Annotated in this window: 18 protein-coding genes, 1 tRNA gene and 1 pseudogene; 17 read left to right on the top strand and 3 right to left on the bottom strand. The window is 60.9% G+C overall.

What is annotated here, in order from left to right; translation table 11 throughout:
* Window positions 1-41: 41 nt before the first annotated feature.
* The 14 genes from AB4N64_RS24220 to AB4N64_RS24155 all read left to right on the top strand — a co-directional run bounded on the left by AB4N64_RS24220 (window position 42) and on the right by AB4N64_RS24155 (window position 16343).
* Window positions 42-1556, top strand: coding sequence for an MFS transporter (locus AB4N64_RS24220; protein ID WP_460119211.1), 1515 nt, complete (start codon window positions 42-44; stop codon window positions 1554-1556).
* 26 nt (window positions 1557-1582) lie between these two features.
* Window positions 1583-2647: an HlyD family secretion protein gene (locus AB4N64_RS24215; RefSeq protein WP_460119209.1), complete on the top strand. Its 1065-nt coding sequence runs from the start codon at window positions 1583-1585 to the stop codon at window positions 2645-2647.
* Window positions 2644-4200, top strand: a complete 1557-nt coding sequence (locus AB4N64_RS24210; RefSeq protein WP_460119207.1) for an efflux transporter outer membrane subunit — start codon at window positions 2644-2646, stop codon at window positions 4198-4200. The genes AB4N64_RS24215 and AB4N64_RS24210 overlap by 4 nt, the downstream gene beginning before the upstream one ends.
* A 68-nt stretch (window positions 4201-4268) precedes the next feature.
* On the top strand, window positions 4269-4778 hold the full coding sequence (locus AB4N64_RS24205) for a sigma-70 family RNA polymerase sigma factor (RefSeq protein ID WP_460119205.1): 510 nt from the start codon (window positions 4269-4271) through the stop codon (window positions 4776-4778).
* Window positions 4775-5731 carry a FecR domain-containing protein gene (locus tag AB4N64_RS24200; protein ID WP_460119203.1) on the top strand — a complete coding sequence of 319 codons (957 nt, stop codon included), beginning with the start codon at window positions 4775-4777 and terminating at the stop codon, window positions 5729-5731. Before AB4N64_RS24205 ends, AB4N64_RS24200 begins: the two co-directional genes overlap by 4 nt.
* 101 nt (window positions 5732-5832) lie before the next feature.
* Window positions 5833-8289 (top strand): TonB-dependent siderophore receptor, encoded by a 2457-nt coding sequence (locus tag AB4N64_RS24195; RefSeq protein WP_460119201.1) that lies wholly within the window; start codon window positions 5833-5835, stop codon window positions 8287-8289.
* 156 nt (window positions 8290-8445) lie between these two features.
* Window positions 8446-8697, top strand: a complete 252-nt coding sequence (locus tag AB4N64_RS24190; RefSeq protein ID WP_460119199.1) for a DUF2789 domain-containing protein — start codon at window positions 8446-8448, stop codon at window positions 8695-8697.
* A gap of 112 nt (window positions 8698-8809) precedes the next feature.
* Entirely contained in the window at window positions 8810-9238 is a 429-nt protein-coding gene (locus AB4N64_RS24185) for a MarR family winged helix-turn-helix transcriptional regulator (RefSeq protein WP_460119197.1), read from the top strand.
* Window positions 9235-11307: an FUSC family protein gene (locus AB4N64_RS24180; protein WP_460119195.1), complete on the top strand. Its 2073-nt coding sequence runs from the start codon at window positions 9235-9237 to the stop codon at window positions 11305-11307. The genes AB4N64_RS24185 and AB4N64_RS24180 overlap by 4 nt, the downstream gene beginning before the upstream one ends.
* Entirely contained in the window at window positions 11304-11513 is a 210-nt protein-coding gene (locus tag AB4N64_RS24175; protein WP_392893187.1) for a DUF1656 domain-containing protein, read from the top strand. Before AB4N64_RS24180 ends, AB4N64_RS24175 begins: the two co-directional genes overlap by 4 nt.
* Window positions 11514-11523: 10 nt before the next feature.
* On the top strand, window positions 11524-12390 hold the full coding sequence (locus AB4N64_RS24170; RefSeq protein ID WP_460119193.1) for an efflux RND transporter periplasmic adaptor subunit: 867 nt from the start codon (window positions 11524-11526) through the stop codon (window positions 12388-12390).
* Window positions 12387-13835 (top strand): efflux transporter outer membrane subunit, encoded by a 1449-nt coding sequence (locus AB4N64_RS24165; RefSeq protein ID WP_460119191.1) that lies wholly within the window; start codon window positions 12387-12389, stop codon window positions 13833-13835. The genes AB4N64_RS24170 and AB4N64_RS24165 overlap by 4 nt, the downstream gene beginning before the upstream one ends.
* A gap of 82 nt (window positions 13836-13917) precedes the next feature.
* Window positions 13918-14553: an NADH:ubiquinone oxidoreductase subunit N gene (locus AB4N64_RS24160; protein WP_460119189.1), complete on the top strand. Its 636-nt coding sequence runs from the start codon at window positions 13918-13920 to the stop codon at window positions 14551-14553.
* Window positions 14554-14837: 284 nt separating this feature from the next.
* Window positions 14838-16343: a YdgA family protein gene (locus AB4N64_RS24155; RefSeq protein ID WP_460119187.1), complete on the top strand. Its 1506-nt coding sequence runs from the start codon at window positions 14838-14840 to the stop codon at window positions 16341-16343.
* 3 nt (window positions 16344-16346) lie between these two features.
* Here AB4N64_RS24155 and AB4N64_RS24150 read toward each other — a convergent pair whose 3' ends face one another.
* Entirely contained in the window at window positions 16347-17873 is a 1527-nt protein-coding gene (locus tag AB4N64_RS24150) for an FAD-dependent oxidoreductase (protein ID WP_460119185.1), read from the bottom strand.
* 138 nt (window positions 17874-18011) lie between these two features.
* Here AB4N64_RS24150 and AB4N64_RS24145 point away from each other — a divergent pair, with 138 nt between their 5' ends.
* From AB4N64_RS24145 to AB4N64_RS24135, 3 genes are all read left to right on the top strand, one after another.
* The gene (locus AB4N64_RS24145; RefSeq protein WP_460119183.1) at window positions 18012-18572 is read left to right on the top strand and encodes a YbhB/YbcL family Raf kinase inhibitor-like protein; all 561 of its coding nucleotides are present in this window, start codon (window positions 18012-18014) and stop codon (window positions 18570-18572) included.
* A 30-nt stretch (window positions 18573-18602) separates the two neighbouring features.
* Window positions 18603-18827, top strand: a complete 225-nt coding sequence (locus tag AB4N64_RS24140; RefSeq protein WP_460126857.1) for a hypothetical protein — start codon at window positions 18603-18605, stop codon at window positions 18825-18827.
* 463 nt (window positions 18828-19290) lie between these two features.
* Window positions 19291-19611, top strand: a complete 321-nt coding sequence (locus AB4N64_RS24135) for a DUF6124 family protein (RefSeq protein WP_460119181.1) — start codon at window positions 19291-19293, stop codon at window positions 19609-19611.
* 156 nt (window positions 19612-19767) lie between these two features.
* On the opposite strand, the pseudogene rhuM reads toward AB4N64_RS24135, so the two are convergent.
* Window positions 19768-20070: pseudogene (gene rhuM / locus AB4N64_RS24130) on the bottom strand (RhuM family protein); the annotation flags it as partial.
* Window positions 20071-20379: 309 nt separating this feature from the next.
* A tRNA-Arg gene (locus AB4N64_RS24125) sits at window positions 20380-20456 on the bottom strand.
* Window positions 20457-20708 lie beyond the last annotated feature (252 nt).

Genomic DNA, 20708 nt, shown 5'->3' with positions numbered 1-20708 from the left:
TCCGTAAACTGCCAACCTATTCATTTTGGAGTCTTGAACCGATGACCTCCCTGACGGCCTCGGCGCCGTTGGCCGCGCCCGCACAATTGGGCCTGCGGACCATTATTGGCCTGGTGGGCGTGTTGCTTGCCGTGCTGGTGTCGGGCCTCAACGAGATGGTCACCAAGGTCGCCCTCGCCGACATTCGCGGGGCCCTGGCCATCGGCTACGACGAAGGCACCTGGCTGGTCGCCAGTTACACCGCTACCTCGGTGGCCGCAATGGCCTTCGCGCCGTGGTGTGCCGTAACGTTCTCGCTGCGACGCTTCACCCTCTGCGCCATCGGCCTTTTCACCTTGCTGGGCGTGCTGTCGCCGTTTGCCCCGAACTACGAAAGCCTGCTGCTGATGCGCACCTTGCAAGGCCTGGCGGGCGGTGCATTGCCGCCCATGCTGATGACGGTGGCCCTGCGTTTTCTGCCGGCCAACGTAAAGCTATATGGCCTGGCCGGTTATGCCTTGACCGCCACGTTCGGCCCTGGACTGGGCACGCCGTTGGCGGGTTTGTGGACCGAGCATGTCGGATGGCAATGGACGTTCTGGCAAATCATCGCACCGTGCCTCATTGCCATGGCGGCGGTGGCCTATGGCATCCCCCAGGACCCGGTGCGTCTGGAGCGTTTCAAGCAATTTAACTGGCGCGGCGTGGTACTGGGTTTTCCAGCGATCTGCATGTTGGTCATCGGCATTTTGCAGGGCAATCGGCTGGACTGGTTCGAGTCGAGCCTGATCTGTGGCTTGCTGGGCGGCGGGCTGGTTTTGCTGGTGCTTTTCCTTATCAACGAATGGTCACAACCGATTCCGTTCTTCAATCTGCAGATGCTGGGCATCCGCAACCTCTCGTTCGCTTTGCTGACGCTGGCCGGCGTATTGGTGATCCTGCAGGCGGTGATCATCCTGCCTTCCAGTTACCTGGCGCAGGTTCAAGGATATCGCCCCGTGCAGACGGCACCGATCATGTTGCTGGCGGCCTTGCCGCAGTTGATCGCACTGCCGTTGGTAGCGGCACTGTGCAACCTGCGTTGGGTGGATTGCCGCTGGGTGTTGGGGGCCGGCCTGAGCATGCTGGCGCTGTCCTGCATCGGCGGCTCGCAACTGACGTCGGTGTGGATTCGCGACGACTTCTACGCGCTGCAACTGCTGCAGATTTTCGGCCAGCCGATGGCGGTGCTGCCGTTGTTGATGCTCTCCACCGGCAGCATCACGCCAATGCAGGGGCCGTTCGCCTCTTCGTGGTTCAACACCGTAAAAGGCCTGGCAGCGGTGATCGCCACAGGCGTGATCGAGACGCTGACCACTTCGCGGCTGCACTTTCATTCGACCATGTTGGTGGACCGCCTCGGTCATTCGCCGATGGTCGATGGCGATAGCGCGGGCTTGGCCCATCGGCTGCACGAGCAAGCCGTGGTGCTGACCGCTTCGGACCTTTATCTGTGCATGACCGGTATCGCCGGCGTGCTGATGCTGTTGATTTTCTGGCTGCCGACCCGGATTTTTCCGCCGCGCGCGCCGACGTGAATGCTCCACTGGAACTGAAGGTTTTTATGATGACTCAATCAAAGAAAAAAGTGGCTGTAGCCATCGCCGCCGTGGTGGCGGTGGGCGTGCTGGTCTATGTCCTGGCGCCGGGACTGTTCGGCAAACGCACCCAACAGAACACCAATGATGCCTTTGTTTCCGCTGACTTCACCCTGGTGGTGCCGCGTGTCGCCGGGTTCATCAAAGAGGTGTACGTGGAGGACAACCAGCAGGTCAAGGCCGGGCAATTGTTGGCGTTGATCGATGATCGGGACCTGCGCGCCGCCGCCCAGGCGGCCGACGCCGAAACACTGGTCGCGCGGGCGCAACTGCAAAACGCGAGGGCGACGCTGGAGCGCCAGGTGTCGGTGATTGCCCAGGCGCAAGCTTCGGTCGTGTCGGCCAAGGCGGAACTGGCTTTTGCCGAACATGAATTGAAACGCTACAACCACCTGGCCGGCGTTGGCGCGGGCACGGTGCAGAATGCCCAGCAAGCCAGCTCGCGGATCGAACAGGCCACGGCCAGGCTGGCGAATGCCACGGCGGTGCTGGCAGCCGAACGTAAACAAGTCGAGATCCTCACGGCGCAGCGTGATGCGGCCGACGGGGGCTTGAAACGCGCACAGGCGGCGCTGGAAATCGCCAGCTTCGAGCTGTCCTACACTCGCATCGTCGCCCCGCAGGACGGCATGGTCGGCGAGCGCGCAGTGCGCGTTGGTGCGTATGTCACGCCCGGGAGCAAGCTGCTCGCGGTAGTGCCGCTGACCCAGGCCTATGTGGTCGCCAACTTTCAGGAAACCCAACTGACCGACGTGCAACCAGGGCAGGACGTGCAGGTGCGCGTCGACAGCCTGGGCGGTGCAGCGTTGTCCGGTCGCGTCGAGAGCATCGCACCGGCCACCGGGGTGACCTTTGCCTCGATCAAACCGGACAACGCCACCGGGAACTTCACCAAGGTGGTGCAGCGCATTCCGGTGAAAATCGTGCTGGAGCCGGGGCAGCCGTTGGCCGATCGGTTGCGGGTGGGGATGTCGGTGGAGGCGATTATTGATACCGCTGGAGGCGGCAAGCGTGAGGTTGTGCAGCGATGAAGATTATTGCTGGCCGCTCTGGCTTCATCGCGGGCAAGCCCGCTCCCACACGAGCACCGCTGTACCTGTTGGAGCAGGCTTGTCCAATCGTCGCACCGTCGCGATGGCGCCATCAGCCCCCACTCATCGTTGGCGCCTTGCTGGCCATCAGCTTGTCAGCCTGTACCCTTGGGCCTGACTTTCACAAACCCGAATCCCAGCCCATCAGCCAATGGTCAAAACCTGAGCAGCCGGCCCCCAGCCAAGCCGTTGCCGAGACCATGAACGAGCGCTGGTGGGAGGTGTTCCAGGACGCCAAACTGTCGGCCCTGACCCAGCGTGCACTCACCCGCAACCTGGACCTCAAGCTTGCCAGCAGCCGCTTGCAGCAGAGCCGTGCCGTGCGCCAGGTGATCACCGCCGAGCGTTACCCGAACACGGCGGCCACGGCCAGCTACGGACGCAAGCGCAACAGCAGCGAAGGCTTGAGCGACCCGTCGGGGCACCAGGGGAAATCGGCTTTCAACTTGTGGGACGCGGGTTTTTCCGCCTCCTGGGAGCTGGATTTCTGGGGTCGGGTGCGCCGTGAAACCGAAGCGGCGGATGCGACCCTCGAAGTCGCCGAAAATGACCAGCGCGGTGTGCTGTTGTCGGTGCAAGCCGAAACCGCTCAGGATTACATTCAACTGCGCGGCGTGCAAAACACCCGGGCGGTCACCGAGCAGAACCTGGAGGTCGCAAGGCACAGCCTGAAGCTGTCGCGGCTGCGTTTGGCTGACGGTGTGGCCACGGACCTGGACGTTGCAGAGGCTGCCGCGCAGGTGGCTGCCATCGAATCGCGCCTGCCGGCATTGGAGCAACGCCAGTCGCAATTGATCAACGCGCTGAGCTTGTTGATGGGCGAACCGCCGCAAGCGCTGCAAGCCGAATTGTCCGCTGACGGCCCCGTTCCACAGACCCCGCGCCAGGTAGCGATCGGCCTGCCCTCGCAATTGGCCGAGCGCCGGCCAGACATTCGCCAGGCCGAAGCGCGCCTGCATGCCGCCACAGCGAACATTGGCGTGGCCAAGGGTGACTTCTATCCGCGCATTACGTTGTCCGGCAACTTCGGTTCCCAGGCAATGCAATTGAGCGATTTTGGCTCCTGGAGCTCGCGCTCGTTCGGCATCGGCCCGCAGATTAGCCTCCCGCTGTTTGACGGTGGTCGCCTTCGCGGCGTGCTGGAACTGCGTGAAGCCCAACAACAGGAGGCCGCGATTGCCTATCAGCAAACCGTGCTGCGCGCCTGGCATGAAATCGACGATCAACTGACGGCCTACAACGCCACTCAACTGCGCCGCGACAGCCTCGCCGAAGCGGTGCGGCAGAACCAGATCGCCCTGAGCACTGCCAAGCAGCAGTACGTGGAAGGCGTGGTGGATTTCGTCAACGTCCTCACCGTGCAAGCCGAGTTGCTGGCGACGCAGCAGCAATGGGTCGAGAGTTCGACCGGCGTGTCGCTGGCGATGGTCGGGTTGTACAAGGCGTTGGGTGGCGGGTGGGAGTCCGTGTATCCATTGGCGGCGCAACGTTAATCGTTTTGCCAAGTGGCTGCGTTAAGTGTAATGATAATTGCTATCAATCACGCGCATAGAACCACACCATGGACGCAGCCACTGGCGGCAACGATTCTTTTCATCGTCTTTACCGCGAGAACCATGGCTGGCTGCAAGGCTGGTTGCGCAAACGCCTGGGCGACCGGGAGCACGCGGCGGACGTGGCGCAGGATACCTTCCTGCGCCTGCTGGTGTCGGGTCGCATGCCCGGCCCGCAGGAAAGCCGCAGTTACCTGACGCAAATTGCCCGCAATCTAGTGATCGATCAGTGGCGCCGCCTGCGGATCGAGCGCGCCTATCTGGAAAGCATCGCGCATCTGCCGGAGCCGGAATCGCCTTCGCTGGAAACCCGAGCCCTGATCCTTGAAACCCTGATGCAGATCGACGCGATGCTCGATCGCATGCCGGATAACGTGCGCCAGGCTTTCCTGCTCTCGCAATTCGAAGGGATGAGCTACGCGCAAATCGGCGAGCGGCTCGGGGTCACGGTCAGTTCGGTGCAGAAGTACATGACCCGGGCGATTCTCGCCTGTTATCAGTTGGTCTACGAATCATGAGTCGCGCCCACGACGCGCCCATTGATCCGGTCATTGTCGAGCAGGCCAGTGAATGGCTCATGCTGCATTGGGGCGATGATCTGAATGCCGAGAAGCGCCAGGCCTTCGTGCTGTGGCAACAGGCTCATCCAGAGCACCAGCGTGCCTGGCAGCGCTTGCAGCAACTCCAACAAACCTTCGGCTCGGTGCCGGCGCAATGTGCACGGGCGGTCTTGCGCGACAGCCCTGACCCGCAGCGCCGCGCTGCGCTGAAGATGCTCGGTGTGCTGCTGGTCGCGGGTGGGAGCGGATACCTGCTGCAAAATCAGGTGGCCTGGCGCGCGACTTTCGCCGAGCACCGCACCGCCACAGGCGAGATTCGCCACATGACCCTGGGCGATGGCACCCGGCTGGACCTCAACAGCGACAGTGCAGTTGATCTGCGTTTTACCGCGCAGGAGCGTCGGATCAAATTGATCAAGGGCGAAGTGCTGCTCACCAGTGGACACGACCCGATCCGGCCGCTGATCGTGGAAACCGCCGGCGGCGATGTCCAGGCGTTGGGCACGCGGTTTTCCGTACGTGAAATGGATGACGGCGCACTCGTTGAACTGTACGAAGGGCAGTTGCGCATCAGCCCCAGACGAGGCACGCCAGTGCTCATGGATGCCGGCCATAGGCTGTGGTTCAACGCTGGCGGAACCGGTTCGATGCATCCGGCAAGCATCACTGCCAGCAGTTGGAGCCAGGGTCGCCTGGTGGCCGAACGGCAGCCGCTCGGGCTGTTCCTGGCGGAGCTGGCGCGTTATCGGCCGGGTTGGATTCGCTGCGATGAGTCGGTCTCGCCGTTGCTGCTGACCGGCGTATTTCCACTCGATAACACCGACGCGGTCCTCGCCGCGCTCGAACGTACCTTGCCGGTGCAAGTGCGGTCCGTGACCCGTTACTGGGTGACGGTGAAACGCCGCACCTGAAGTCGCAAAAAAATTTCTCACAAGCGCTTGTCGGTTTTCTTGCCCCGTTCGGGATACCTCTTGAAAGCAAATCAAGAAGCATTCTCATACGGAGTTCCAGAATGCCAACACAGAAGACTTTTGCGCTTGATGGCGTCTTGCGCCGCAGTGTATTCGCGACCTTGCTGGCCACCACGCCGCTGGTGCCAAACCTGGCCTGGGCCGAAGACGCCGCCGTCAGTCAGGCACGCCAGTACACCATTGCTGCCGGCAACCTCGATCAGGTTCTGAATCGTTTTGCCAGTGAGGCGGGCATTCTGCTGTCGGTGGATGCGCAGCTCACCGAGGGCAAGCGCAGTGCCGGTCTTCAGGGGCGTTTCGATGTGAGCCAGGGCCTTGAACGGTTGCTGGCGGGCAGTGGCTTGCAGGCCGTTTTTGCCCAGGGTGGCTGGTCCTTGCAGCCGATCTCGCAAGATGGCCCTCTGCAGTTGGGTGCTACCCGTGTCAGCGCGCCCGAGGCGCGGGAAAATGCCTGGGGCCCGGTCGCGGGCATCGTCGCCAAGCGTAGCGCCACCGGCACCAAGACCGATGCCGCGCTGGTGGAAATTCCGCAAACGATCAATGTCGTCACCGCCGCCGAAATCAGCTCACGCAACGCGCAAAGCGTGACCGAAGCCCTGCGCTACACGCCGGGGATTACCGGCGGTGGCTTCTCCGACCGGGTGAAGATTTTCGATGAGCCAACCTCGCGCGGCTTCTCGCCGACGCCGCTGTACCTCGATGGCCTGCACCTGCCGTATGGCGGTGGCAGTACCGGTGGTGCATTGCAGATCGAGCCCTACTCGCTGGAACGCATTGAAGTGCTCAAAGGCCCGGCGTCAGTGTTGTACGGACAGAATCAGCCGGGCGGCATCGTCAATCTGGTCAGCAAGCGCCCGACCGCAGAGGCCCTGCACCAGATCAAGTTCGAAGCTGGCAGTTACGATCACAAGAGCGCCGCCATCGACCTCGGTGGGCCGCTGGACGACGAAGGCAAGTATCTTTATCGCCTGACGGCCCTGGCCAACGACAGCCAGGATGAAATCGATTACGTCAAAGACAAGCGTCAGTTCATCGCCCCGAGCTTCACCTGGCGCCCCACTGACGACACCAGCCTGACCCTGTTCGCCCAGTACCAGAAAGACGAAGGTGTTCCCGAGGCGCAGGGGCTTCCGGCCGTGGGTACGTTGTTCGATAACCCCAATGGCAAGATCGACCGCGACCTGTTCCTCGGCGAGCCTGGCGTCAATGACTATCACCGCGAGCAGTACGCCTTCGGCTACGAGTTTTCCCATCGCCTGAACGACGTCTGGACCCTCAAGCAAAACGCACGATATGCGCGGGTCAACGACCACTACACAGCGCCCCTGCATGGTTACCGCTTCGTCGCCAACCCGATCACAGGGCAGAACGATCAGCGCTACCAGACCCGTTACGGCGTGAACTGGCAACAGGACAACAAGGTGTTCGGTGTGGATAACATCGCTCAGGCCGAGTTCGACACTGGGCCTCTCAGCCATACGGCAATCGTCGGTGTCGACTACTACCACTTCAACTCTAAGTTCGACGGTCTGTATGACTACAACCCGCCGATCATTGACCTGTTCACGCCGGTCTATGGTCAGTCGCTGAATTTCAGCAACAACAATCGCTGGGACAACACCATCACCCAGACCGGTTTGTACGCGCAGGACCAAATCAAACTCGACCAGTGGGTCTTCGTGCTCGGTGGTCGCTACGATTGGGCCGAAACCGATAACAAACAGCCGCTGACAGGTGTGCACAGCAACAACAAGGACGAGAAGTTCACCGGGCGTGGTGGCATCGTCTACCTGTTCGATAACGGCATTGCACCTTTTGTCAGCTATTCGGAGTCGTTCCTGCCAATGACGGGCACCGATGTACGGGGCAGCGCCTTCGACCCGTCCACTGGCAAGCAGTACGAGGCGGGTGTGAAGTACCAGCCGCCGGGCCAGAACAGCTTTGTGCAGATATCCGCCTACGAGTTGGAACAGGAAAACATCCTGACCACGGACCTCGCCAATCCCGGCTTCAGTGGCCAGACCGGCGCCATTCGCTCCAAGGGGATCGAGTTCGAAGCCAAGGCCGAGGTCACCGAATCCCTGAGTGTGATCGCCTCGGCATCGCGTAACGATATCAAGTACACCAAGGACAACGACGGTCGAGAGGGTCGCCACCCGGCGAGCAGTCCGCCGCTGACGGCGGCAATGTGGATCAACTACACGGTGCTGGGCGACACACCGTTGGCCGGAGTCGGCGCCGGGGTCGGCGCGCGGTATGCCCGCAGCAACTATGGCGATGATTACGAGGGCTCCTTTCAGATTCCTTCCTACACCGTGTACGACGCGAGCCTGACGTACGACCTGGGCATGTCTGCCTTTCGTCTCAAGGGGGTGAAACTGGCGTTAAACGTGAAAAACCTTACGGACAAGGAATACGTCGCCAGTTGCAGAAGTGAGTGGGATTGCTACTACGGAGAGGGTCGGACGGTGGTGTCGAGCGTGTCTTACGATTGGTAACCCGGGCTGTGCTAGCCGGCATCCAGGCGCGATGCCGGCATCCGGCCTAGACTTTTGGGTCATGAGCGAAGTGGTCGTCGCCGCACACACCGCTATCGCGAGCATGCTCGCGATTGATCGCAAAGCGGTCGCTCAACTTTTCCCCAGGAGCCCACTATGCAATCCCCAACCCACAGCCTGCCCTCGCTCTTCAAGCAATTGGGCCTGCCCAATGATCCGGTCAGCATTGACCAATTCATCACGTCCCATTCCCCGCTCAAACCCGACCTGCACCTGGCCGACGCTTTTTTCTGGAGCCAGAGCCAGGCGGCGTTTCTGCGCGATGAAATACTGGATGACGCCGATTGGGCGGAGGTTGTGGACCAGTTGAACGTGCTGCTGAGGAAGGGGCGGGTACAGGGTTGCTGATCGGATAATTGTTTCAAAACTTGACCGGATTTCCCGGTGGATGTCATATTGATAGTTAGCAAACTAACAGTGTGTCCTTTATCCCGTGCCCAAAAACCTCGACGCTCTCCAGATGAACATCAGCAGTGCCATGGTGGTGGCCGCCCGGCATTGGCGGAAAATCTGCCAGACCACACTGGTCAACTACGGCATCTCCGAAGCCTGCGCCGTCCCTTTGTTGATGATCGGGCGATTGGGCGAGGGCGTGCGTCAGGTGACGGTGGCACAGGCTGCCGGGATGGAGAGCCCGTCGTTGGTGCGCCTGCTCGATCAGCTGTGTTACGCCGGCTATGTGCGGCGCACCGCCGATGCCCAGGACCGTCGCGCCAAATGCCTGAGCCTGACGGACACCGGCCGCGAGCTGGTGCAGGCGGTGGAGGTCGAGCTGGTACGCTTGCGTCACGAAACGCTCGCCGGTATTCCCACCAGTGATTTGGAAGCCGCATTGCGAGTATTAAAAGCCTTTGAGGCGGCCAATGCCCCAGCCGTGGTGACACCTTGAGCGGATTTTTCGCCGGCGTTCCCCCGGCCCGCGACTGGTTTTACGGCGTGCGAACCTTCGCGGCCTCGATGATCGCGTTGTACATCGCCCTGCTCATGCAAATGCCGCGTCCGTACTGGGCGATGGCCACCGTCTACATCGTCTCCAGCCCCTTCGTCGGCCCGACCAGTTCCAAGGCGCTGTACCGCGCGATCGGGACATTCATGGGCGCGGCAGCAGCGGTGCTGTTCGTGCCGATGTTCGTGCAAAGTCCCTATGTGCTGGTACTCGTCATTGCCCTGTGGACCGGGATCCTGCTGTTCCTGTCCATGCACCTGCGCACGGCCAATAACTATGCGCTGATGCTGGCCGGCTACACACTGCCGCTGATTGCGCTGCCGGTCGTGGATAACCCGCTTTCCGTATGGGACGTGGCAGAGGCACGCACGGAAGAAATTTTTCTCGGCATCGCTGTTGCGGCGGTCGTCGGCGCGATGTTCTGGCCACGCAGGCTGGCGCCAGTGTTCAGCGACTCGGTGAGCAAATGGTTTGCCGATGCCTCGACGTACAGCCTGCGCTTCCTCAGTCGCAACGTGCAGCCCGAAGAAATCAGCGCGTTGCGCTCATCAATGGTCGCCACATTCAACACCCTGGAATTGATGATCGGCCAGTTGCCCCACGAAGGTGCCCGCCCTCAGACCGTGCGCAATACCAAGGAGCTGCGCGGGCGAATGATTCACCTGTTGCCGCTGATCGACGACCTGGATGACGCGCTTTACGCCCTTGAGCGGCGCACGCCAGAGCTGGTAGACCGGTTCGCGCCGTTGCTCGCCGCCACCCGGCAATGGCTCGAGTACAAGGACGCGGACATCGGGCGCTGGCAAGCATTGAAGGATCAACTCGAAGCGCTGCAACCGTCTGCCCGGGCGCTGGATGATCGCAAGCAACTGCTGTTTTCCAATGCCCTGTATCGACTCGGCGAGTGGATCGATCTGTGGCAGGACTGTCGCAGCCTGCAATACGCCATCCAGTGCGAAAGCCAGGACAGCTGGCATGCGGTCTATCGGCATTGGCGACTGGGGCGGTTGTCGCCGTTCCTGGACCGTGGGCTGATGCTGTATTCGGCGGCGTCCACGGTCACCGCGATCATCGTCGCCTCGGTGCTGTGGATTCTGCTCGGCTGGACCGACGGTGGCGCTGCAGTGATTCTCGCAGCAGTGGCGTGCAGTTTCTTCGCGTCGATGGATGACCCGGCTCCGCAGATCTACCGGTTCTTTTTCTGGACCGCGATGTCAGTGGTATTCGCCAGCCTTTACCTGTTCCTGGTACTGCCCAACCTGCACGATTTCCCGATGCTGGTACTGGCGTTTGCGGTGCCGTTCATTTGCATCGGCACGCTGACGGTCAAGCCGCAGTTCTACCTGGGCATGCTGCTGACGCTGGTCAACACCTCGTCCTTCATCAGTATCCAGGGCGCCTACGACGCGGATTTCCTCAGCTTCGTCAACTCCAACCTGGCAGGTCCCGTGGGTTTGCTCTTCGCCTTTGTCTGGACGTTGATCGCCCGGCCCTTTGGTGCGGAGCTGGCGGCCAAGCGCCTGACCCGTTTCAGCTGGCGCGACATCGTCAGCCTGACCGAGCCGGCGACCCTGGCCGAACACCGGCAGTTGGGGGTGCAGGTGCTTGATCGGATGATGCAGCACTTGCCGCGGCTGGCCATCACCGGCCAGGACACCGGCATCGCGCTGCGCGAAGTGCGTGTTGCGTTGAACCTGCTCGACCTGCTGGCCTACACCCCGCGCGTGCTGGGTGTTCCACAGGTGCTGTTGCATCAAGTGGTGAACGAGGTCGGCGAGTATTTCAAGGCTTGCCTCAAGGCCGATGAGCGCCTGCCCGCCCCGAGCGCGTTGTTGATGTTGATGGACCGTACGCGCCGCGCCCTCGATCACGAATGCGATGACGGTGCGCGCCTGCACCTGCTGCACGCCTTGAGTGGCCTGCGCCTGGCCTTGCTGCCCGGGGTCGAATTTGTCGGCAGCGCAGAACCCGAAGAACCGCTTCCCCATGGCATTGATGGAGCGCCTTTATGATCGGTGATCTGGATATCAGTGGGGTGTTCCTGCCCACGCTGCTGGTGCTGATGGGCATTACCTACCTGATTTACCTGCTGGTGCACGGCCTGCTGACGCGCCTGCATTTTTACCGCCTGGTCTGGCACCGGGCATTGTTCAACGTGGCTCTGTACGCCTTGCTGCTGGGCGCTGTGGATTCACTCAGCCGATACCTGATGACATGAAAAAACCTTTTTGACCCTCGGCCGTGTGGTCCTGACGCTGTTGATCGTGAGCTTCGCGGTCGTCGTGGTCTGGCGCATGGTCATGTATTACATGTTCGCCCCCTGGACCCGTGACGGGCACATCCGTGCCGACATCGTGCAGATCGCACCGGATGTGTCCGGGCTGATCCAGCAAGTGGAAGTGCACGACAACCAACCGGTCCAGCGTGGCCAGGTGCTGTTCAGCATCGACCAGGACCGCTTCAAGCTGGCTTTGCGCCAGGCGAAGGCCTCGGTCGCCGATCGCCAGGAAACCCTGGCCCAGGCACAGCGCGAAGCCAAGCGGAACAAGGGGCTTGGCAACCTTGTGCCGGGCGAGCAACTGGAAGAAAGCCAGTCGCGGGTGGCCCGTGCCGAAGTGGCGTTGATGGAAGCGCAGGTGGCGGTGGACAGCGCCCAGCTCAACCTCGACCGCTCGACCATTCGCAGCCCGGTGGACGGCTACGTCAACGACCGGGCCCCGCGTCCCCAGGAGTTTGTGACCGCCGGGCGTCCGGTGTTGTCGGTGGTGGACAGCAATTCATTCCACATCGACGGGTATTTTGAAGAAACCAAACTGGACGGCATTCACGTTGGCCAGAGCGTCGACATCCGTGTAATCGGCGACAACGCTCGCCTGCGTGGCCATGTTCAAAGCATTGTCGCCGGCATCGAAGACCGTGACCGCACCAGCGGCAGCAACCTGCTGCCCAACGTCAACCCGGCATTCAGCTGGGTGCGCCTGGCGCAACGGATTCCGGTGCGGATCGCCTTCGACGATGTGCCACCGGACTTCCGCATGATTGCCGGGCGCACTGCCACCGTGTCGATCATTGACGACAGGGAGTCGGCAAAATGAGCAAGGCCTCGGGTTTGGCGATCGCCGGATTAGGCTTGCTGTTGTCGGCGTGTCAGACGGTTGGGCCGGATTATCACGTACCGCCGGAGGCGGCCGTCCAGCGTGCAGATTTGCAGGGTGAACTGGCGGTCAATGGTAAACCGGTGGTCTCAGCCCCGGTGCCGGCCGATTGGTGGCGCTTGTATCAGGATCCGCGACTCAATCAATTGGTCCAGCAGGCGCTGGCGTCCAACACTGATTTACGTGTGGCCGCTGCGAGCCTGCTGCGGGCACGCGCCCAGGTCGATCAGGCCGAGGCCGCCGGTGGCTGGAGCGGTGGTATCAAAATGGGTGCCCAGCGCTTGCAGGAATCGGGCGAAGCGTTCCTGTTGCCGGAAAAAGTGCCGGTGGCCAACATCGGTGATATCGGCATCAGCGCCTCCTATCAGTTCGACCTGTTTGGCACGCTCAAGCGCGGCATCGAAGCCGCCAAGGCCAATGCCGATGCAACCCAGGCGGCCGCCGATACCGCACGCATCACCCTGGTGGCCGATGTGGTGCGGGCCTACACCCAGGTGTGTGCGGCCAACGAGGAGCATGAGATTGCCCAGCATTCCCTTGATCTGCAGTCGCAAAGCACCACGTTGATCCAGCGGCTGCGCGATGCCGGTCGGGGTGACGAAACCCAGGTCACCCGTTCGCAAACCCAATTCAAATCCCTGCGCGCCGAGATGCCGCGCTACGAGGCGGCGCGCCAGGCAGGGCTGTACCGTCTCTCGATGTTGCTGGCCACGCCGGTCGATCAGTTGCCCGCCGGCACCGCGACGTGTGCAGAACTGCCGAAGATCGCCCAGTTGATACCGGTGGGCGATGGCGCTTCGCTGCTCAAGCGTCGTCCCGATATTCGCCAGGCTGAACGCCGATTGGCCGCCGCGACTGCCGGGATCGGTGTGGCCACCGGCGAGCTGTACCCGGACATCCGCATCGGCGCGACGATCGGCACTGTCGGTCTTCTGGAAAACCTCGGTGAGCCTTCCGCCAATCGTTGGGGATTCGGACCTTCGCTGACCTGGAACGTGCCGACCAACGGCGCCAGGGCGCGTATCCGTGAAGCCGAAGCCGTGACCCAGGCGACCCTGGCCCACTTCGATGGGGTGGTGCTCAATGCCATCCGTGAAACCCAGACCAGCCTGGCGCAGTACTCGGCATTGTTACAGCGCCGCGAGGCCCTGGCGGATGCCGAGCAATCGGCGAAGCTGGCCGCCGACCAGACGCACCGCTTCTTCCAGGCGGGCCGCGAATCGTTTCTCGCCGACCTGCAGGCGACCCGCACCTACACCGATGTCACCGCGCAACTGGCCGCCGCCAATACCCAGGTCGCGCTGAGCCAGATCGATTTGTTCCTGGCGCTGGGTGGTGGCTGGGAAAGCGGACGAACGCAAGGTTCGAACGCCAGCAAACCCTGAGGCCGTTGCTATGCTTTGACTTGATGAGGTCGCGCGACGAACTCATCAATCAAGGCTAGCGTTGGTCATGGGGACTCTAATAATGAAAAACCCTTATGCTCCCGGCTTTTGGTGCGCCATTGCGGCATTGGTCTTGCTGTCGGCCACCTATTTCTACGGCGTCATGCTGGCGCATCAGCTCGATCAAGCGATGGTGTTTCTCGACAGCGCAGCCGCGCTGATCGCGGTGATGGCCATCGTGGTCGTGGCCTGGGCTTCGCTTCAGGGCCAGCGCATCAAAAAAAGACAACTCGAGCAAGGCAAGACACTGGTGCTGATCTGGGACACCAAGGTTGCGTTGCGCCGGGTAGAAACCGTATTCGATCGCTATTTCTGGGGCAGCTACTGGCAACCGGGGCGCACGTTCCAGGAAGTCATGGGCGAGCTGACCGGCACGCCGCTGGAAAAAAGCCTCGAAACCCTGAAAAAGCAGTGCCAGGCGCTCGACAAGCAGATAGCCGAGGAGGGCTGGCATTGGCTGAACAATGCCCGTGAGCTCTCGGATGTCGCTTCGGCCATGGCTCGCGAACGTTATCAACTGGACTTCTGTGACCCGCGCGCGGATGTGACGGGTGGGGCGGTGATCAATCGCGACTTTGAAGTGCTGGTGTACACGTGGACGGCGCGGCTCAAGAGCTTTGATCATCAGCTTGATGAGATGGAAGTGCAGTATTCCTGAGTGCTGTGGTGCCTGGGCGGGCCTCATCGCGAGCAAGCTCGCTCCTACAGGTGGGATGCGCGTCCCTGTAGGAGCGGGCTTGCCCGCGATGGCGGCCTGTAACCCAGCGAAAATCCCAGGCCATGCCATGGCCAAAATGACATTCTTTCACCTTTAATCATTGGGCCACCCCCCGCGCCTGATGCTAACCTGCATGCCACTTTCGTCGGAGTCGAGCCATTAACCCGCCAAGGGTTCAGGGAAGACGACCACACCTCAAACAACGGACATTGACTGGGTCATTCATGAATAAATCAGCAGGCGTACTTCTTGGAATTGTTGTAGCGATTGGCGTCATCAGTGCCGGCGGTGCCTGGTACACCGGCACCCGAATCGAAGGGGTGTTGAACAGCTCGATCGCCGACGCCAACAAGGAGCTGCAAGCCGCGCTGGTCGGCACCAAGGGTACCGCTTCGCTGGAACTGGTGTCGCTGGAACGTCACCTGTTCAGCAGCACCGCGCACTACCGCCTCAAGGGTGAGGGGGACGCGTTCGGCGAAACCCCGGTCGAATTGCTCTTCGTGGACAACATTGAACACGGCCCACTGCCATTCTCGCGACTGGTGTCGCTCAAATGGCTGCCCGTCATGGCCACCAGTCACTACGCACTGGAAAAGACCCCCGTCACCGAGAAGTGGTTCGCCGCCGCCAAGGACAAGTCGCCGCTCACCGGCGTGGTCAACATTGGCTACGACAATTCCACCAACGGCAATTTTGAATTGCTGCCGTTGGACGTGGCGCTGGACGACAAGTCCCACTTGAAATTCTCCGGCCTGAACCTCGAAGTCTCGGCCAGCGCGCAGGCGCAGAAAGTCAAAGCCAACGGTTACATGGACAACTTCACCTTGACCACCGTCGACGAGAGCCAATCGCCTGTCAAAGTCGAGTTGAAAGGTCTGACCCTGGCCAGCAACCTGATCAAGAGCACTTATGGCTACTACACCGGTGAGAACACGGTCGAGCTGACGGACAGCAAAACCACATTCGGTCCACAGCAATTGGTCTTGGGCCTCAACAAATTTGAAATGAAGAGCCTCACCGAAGAGTCGGGCACCAATGCTTCCGGGCGCGCTGACTACAAGATCGGCGAAGTGTCGCTTAACGATAAAAAAGTGGGCTCCGCGCAGGTGGCCATGAGCCTGAAGAACCTCGACATTCCAGCGACGATGTCGTTGATGCAGGTATATCAGACCAAACTGCAACCCTATGAAGAGGCCGCCGCCAAGGCGGCTGCTGCCGGTGAACCGGCCCCCGAGCTGGTGCTTACCCCGGCTGAAGAGACTCAGGTCAAAGCCGATCTGGAAAAACTGTTGGCTGCCGGCCCTCAACTGGCGCTGGAAAAACTCGCCTTCACCACCGCCAACGGCGAAAGCCACGCCAATCTGGTACTGGACCTGACCAAGCCGAAATCCATGGACCTGCCGCCTGACCAGTTGATCAAACAAGTGGTTGCCCTGCTGGACGTCAACATCCAGGTGTCCAAGCCGATGCTCGTTGATGTGTTAAGCGTTCAGGGGCAACTCGATGGCCAGACCGACGCCAAGACCATTGTCGATCAGGCCAAGGCCACCGCTGATATGTTTGGCGCCATGGCCGTCGGTACACAGTTCGCGACGGTGGACGGCACAAACGTCATCAGCAAACTGCACTACGCCAACAATGAAGTGGAGTTCAATGGCCGGAAGATGACTGTTGAACAGTTTATCGGCTTCATGATGAGCAAGCTCGGCGGCGTCGAAGTCGCCGAGTAATCCCTAGAGGTCGCGGATCAGCCGCCACGCTTCGTCAATCGGCAGCGGCTGTTTCATCCGTTCGGCGAGCATCGCCATTGCCCGCTCTTCATCGCAGGCGATGGCGGCCGTGACCACACCGTTCTTGCCGAACAGGCCAATGAACGGTGGGTGATAAGGGTCGCCCTTGAACTCGACCTCGTCCCAGTCCTGGGCATGACCGAGATAGTCGTAGTTCTTGCCAAAGTGCCAGGTCCAGAAGTACGGCACATCCAGATAGTGCTCATCGCCACCCAACATGTTGGCCGCCGCAATCCTTGCGTGTTGTTGCGCCAGGCGCCAGTGTTCGATCCTTTGTGGCTGGCCGTTGAACGGGAAGGTGGCAATATCGCCTGCCGCCCACAGTCCTTCACTGACACGCATGCCGCCGTCGACTTGCAGTGACAGGTCTTTTTCCATGGGCAACCCGGCAAACGGGTCGGTGGCTGGGCTGACGCCGATGCCCACCAGGACCAGGTCTGCCGGAAGGCGCTGGCCGTCCTTGAGCTTAACCGCCTCGACCTTGTTGTTGCCCACTATCTCCGAGGCTTCGCTGTCGGTATGGAACACCACCCCGTGGGCCACGTGGCGAGCCAGAATCGCCTTGCCGACGGTCTCACCGAACTGCTTGGCAAAGGGCACGGCGTGACGGGCCAGCACCGTGACATCCAGGCCGTGTTCGCGCAGGGCGGCGGCGGACTCCATGGCAATGAAACTGTCGCCGATGACCACCGCCCGCTGACCGGGTTGCGCGGCGTTCAGAATGGCTTGTGCCTGGTCCTTGGCGCGCAGCAGGAAGACCTGCGGCAGGTCCGCACCCGGCAGCTCGAGCGGTTTGGGGGCCCCACCCGTGGCGAGCAACGCGGCGTGGTAGTTCACGGTCTGGCCGTTGGTCAGGCGTACGCTTCGGCTTTTGGCATCCAGGCTCGCCACTTCGGCTAGCAGGCGCTCGATGCGTTGCTCGCGATAAAAGTCATCGTCTCGCAACGCCGGGATTTCGTCCGGTGGCATTTCACCGGCGATGACAAATTTGCTCAGCACCGTGCGGTCATAACCGGCATCGGCTTCGCGGTCGATTAGCAGCACGCGGCCGCCAAAACCTTTTTCCCGTAGTGCGGCTGCCGCTGCCGTGCCTGCGGCCCCCGCACCGATAATCACAAAGGTGCGATCATCATCGGCTGGCGGGGTGTGGGAATCGGGCAGCGGTTGCTCATCGACCCAGATTTCATCGCCACGGGTTTCCAAGGGATAGCGCCTGAGGCTGTCCAGTGACGGCGGCTCGCACAGGGCGCCATCGTCGATCCGATAAGCCGCTTTATGCCAAGGACAAATCAGCCGCCCATTGCAGAGCGCACCCTCGGCCAGCGGCGCCCCGGCATGGGGGCATTCGCCTTGATAAGCGCGCAGTTGATCACCTGCGCGCAACAACACGATTTTGCGCTCGCCAACACGCACTTCCAGGCCTCGGTTTTCGGGGATATCGGCTAAACGGGCAACGCGGTGCAGTGCCATGATCGCTCTCCAGGAAGGCGTTTCACTTAAGAGTTTGGCCAATATTGCGAGGTTCAGCCAAATCCCGCTGCCACGGCACGAACGGTCCGCTATAGTTTGCACGCCGACCACGGCCCCACCCGCACAAGGTGCTCCGGAATGACTCGATTGACCTCTCTGAACCCTTGGCTGGCGGCCATTGCCGTCGCCCTTTGCGTGCAGATTCCCGCACAGGCCCAGGAACGCTTCACCGTCAGCATGCCTGGCGTGTCGGACAACCGTCTTTTCACGTCGGTGGCGGCCAGCGACGCCAGCGGCTGCGGCGGCAAGAACCAGTCGCCGGCGCTGAGTTGGAACGCCGGCCCTTCAGGTACCCAGAGCTACGCCATCGTGATGCACGATCCGGACGGCCAGAAAGGCCTGGGTGTCGATCACTGGATTCACTACGGCATCAAGGCCGGCACCCGACAGATCCCGTTCGGCGCTGGCACCAAGACGTCCTTTGAAGGCGCGGCAGGCACCAACAGCAAAGGCACCACCGGTTACGTCGGGCCATGCCCGCCGGTGGGCGACAGCTCCCATCACTACATCATCCAGCTCTACGCCTTGGACCTCGCCCCGGACGCCTTGCCGGCGGGCCTCACCCGTGCGCAACTGATGGAAAAAATCAAAGGCCATGTGCTCAAGAACAGCAGCGTGGTGCGGCGTTACCACCGCTGAAGATTTTTCTGCGGGTTTAAGCCACTATCTATTTCAGTCGCCGATGCGTTGGAGGATGCCGTGGCCAAGAAAATCGATCGCATCGCCCAAATGCTCAATTGCCCGGAAAAGGGCGAAGAACTGCGGCGAGCGATTACCGAGAGTCGTAAGGAGTTTCTTCTGGCCAAGCAGGCTGAAGAGCCGGAGGAGGAAGACAACCTCGATGAGGACGACTTCGACGATGATTACGACGAGTTCGATTGGACCACCCCGTAGGAGCGAGCATGCTCGCGATGGGGCCAACGATAACGTGGCAATCTGAATGCCCGCGGTGTTTGGCCTACCATCGCGAGCATGCTCGCTCCTACAGGAGATCAATGTCGGCCCTGTGTTGGGTCGGCTGTTTAACAGGCCTCTGTTTTACTTCCTGCAAGCTACAAATTCTTGCGCCGTTGCCTACCGCCACGCCAGAATCCGCCGGCTTGTGCGCTTTGGGACCGCTCGGTAATTTGATTCCTGTCACTGATTGTCAGTGATCGGGTTTAGTCGCCCGCTGGTAATTGAAGCTGCATGAGCATCCTTCAGACAGGTCTCAGTCACCTGCTTTTGATGGTGGTTGTGCGCAGGGCACCTTCGGGTGCGCCGGCTTCTTCAATTCCCCGGTCCGACTAACCTGCGTACAGCCGCCACCCCTCGTTTAGTCGCGCAAGGGTGAGGGCATCACAAGGAATTGAAGATCATGTCGAAAGCCATTCCCGACCCACCGAAAACCGAACCAGAGCAACCCGCACGCGAAGGCTCGCTCTTTACCGTCAATCCCCACATCCACACCGAAGCCCTGCTCTCCAACGCCTCCGAAGACCTGCTGGCGATCAGTGCCTTGGCCGCTGACCTCGCCGACGAAATCAACGGCTCCCGCCGCTCCATCGCCCTGGCGATCAACCGCATGGCCAATGGCGTCCACCTGCTGGTGGAACGAGCGCTGGATCATCTGGATGACCCGGAAATGGCCGCCATCTTCGCCAAACAACAAAACCGTTCCCTCGACGCTTCAACATAGCCCGTGCACACAACCTGTGGGGAGGCTGCCGAACTTCGTGAAGCTATCGCTGCCAGCTGTCGGCGGATATCGATCATCTGTTGCTGCGTCAGGTGGCGGGTCACCTGGACAGCCAGCGTGTGGTACTGGCCCCGGGCAGCGCGCCGCTTTGAGGCGCGCATCGTCCATGACGAAGCCTTTTTGCAGGTACTCGCCCAGCGTTCGGGTGGCCCATTGGCGAAATTGCGAGCCGCGGGTTGAGCGAACGCGGTAGCCGATGGCGATGATCATGGGCAGAGCATAGAGCTGAGTCAGGTAATCCTTGCCATCAGCAGCAGTTGTCAACTTTGAGTTGACAACTGCTGCCTCTGCCAGCTCCCCCTCGGCCAAAACCGCCTGAATGTGTTTGCTGATGTTCTGCTTGCTGGACTGATACAGGTCGGCGAGTTCCAGTTGAGTCAGCCAGACCTGATCATTCATTTCTCGCAGACTGAACTGCGCCAAGCCATCTTCCGTGCTGTAAAGAATCAAGTCGTTGACGGCCATTAGGCAATTTTTACCCCGATCCGAAATTTCCTGGCGACAGGTCTTTTCATCAGTGCGAAGCTCACGTCACTTCCTTTGTTGTATGGGTGGCTCTGAAGACAAAGTCTGTCGGGTTGATCGGCATATTGAACGCATTGCCGAAAGGGCGGAACAAGGAAGGTGTTTCAGCTATCGACAGCGGCGCAATTGCGCCCACAAAAAAGCCCCAGACCCTACGGCCTGAGGCTTTCTCGTTTTCAAATATGGTGCACCAGGCGGGATTCGAACCCACGACCCCTGCCTTCGGAGGGCAGTACTCTATCCAGCTGAGCTACTGGTGCAATGCGGGCGCATGATACTCATATGCTTGGCAGGCGTCCATGCTGCTGAATCGACAGCGCTTTTTCAAAGCGTAACCCACGTTTGCTACGCTGATCTGAAAAATGGGGTTAAGGCGGCGTTTTCGTTCTTTTTTTCGAACAGGCTATTGTCCTTTACCCCCTTTGATCCTAGGATTCGTTTGAGATTTCAAACGCTCTTGTCTGGGTGCTGAACCGCACGAATCCATTGCGTGCGCTATTTATGTGCTTCAG

The sequence above is a fragment of the Pseudomonas sp. S2_C03 genome (genome assembly GCF_054668405.1).
This window is presented reverse-complemented; position numbering and strand designations above follow the sequence as displayed.

Coding starts and splice junctions, on each gene's coding strand:
- AB4N64_RS24205 (WP_460119205.1), top strand. CDS start 4,269: ATGGACGCAGCCACTGGCGGCAACGATTCTTTTCATCGTCTTTACCGC.
- AB4N64_RS24150 (WP_460119185.1), bottom strand. CDS start 17,873: ATGGCACTGCACCGCGTTGCCCGTTTAGCCGATATCCCCGAAAACCGA.
- AB4N64_RS24185 (WP_460119197.1), top strand. CDS start 8,810: ATGAACATCAGCAGTGCCATGGTGGTGGCCGCCCGGCATTGGCGGAAA.
- AB4N64_RS24195 (WP_460119201.1), top strand. CDS start 5,833: ATGCCAACACAGAAGACTTTTGCGCTTGATGGCGTCTTGCGCCGCAGT.
- AB4N64_RS24220 (WP_460119211.1), top strand. CDS start 42: ATGACCTCCCTGACGGCCTCGGCGCCGTTGGCCGCGCCCGCACAATTG.
- AB4N64_RS24160 (WP_460119189.1), top strand. CDS start 13,918: ATGAAAAACCCTTATGCTCCCGGCTTTTGGTGCGCCATTGCGGCATTG.
- AB4N64_RS24215 (WP_460119209.1), top strand. CDS start 1,583: ATGATGACTCAATCAAAGAAAAAAGTGGCTGTAGCCATCGCCGCCGTG.
- AB4N64_RS24145 (WP_460119183.1), top strand. CDS start 18,012: ATGACTCGATTGACCTCTCTGAACCCTTGGCTGGCGGCCATTGCCGTC.
- AB4N64_RS24190 (WP_460119199.1), top strand. CDS start 8,446: ATGCAATCCCCAACCCACAGCCTGCCCTCGCTCTTCAAGCAATTGGGC.
- AB4N64_RS24175 (WP_392893187.1), top strand. CDS start 11,304: ATGATCGGTGATCTGGATATCAGTGGGGTGTTCCTGCCCACGCTGCTG.
- AB4N64_RS24165 (WP_460119191.1), top strand. CDS start 12,387: ATGAGCAAGGCCTCGGGTTTGGCGATCGCCGGATTAGGCTTGCTGTTG.
- AB4N64_RS24155 (WP_460119187.1), top strand. CDS start 14,838: ATGAATAAATCAGCAGGCGTACTTCTTGGAATTGTTGTAGCGATTGGC.
- AB4N64_RS24210 (WP_460119207.1), top strand. CDS start 2,644: ATGAAGATTATTGCTGGCCGCTCTGGCTTCATCGCGGGCAAGCCCGCT.
- AB4N64_RS24200 (WP_460119203.1), top strand. CDS start 4,775: ATGAGTCGCGCCCACGACGCGCCCATTGATCCGGTCATTGTCGAGCAG.
- AB4N64_RS24135 (WP_460119181.1), top strand. CDS start 19,291: ATGTCGAAAGCCATTCCCGACCCACCGAAAACCGAACCAGAGCAACCC.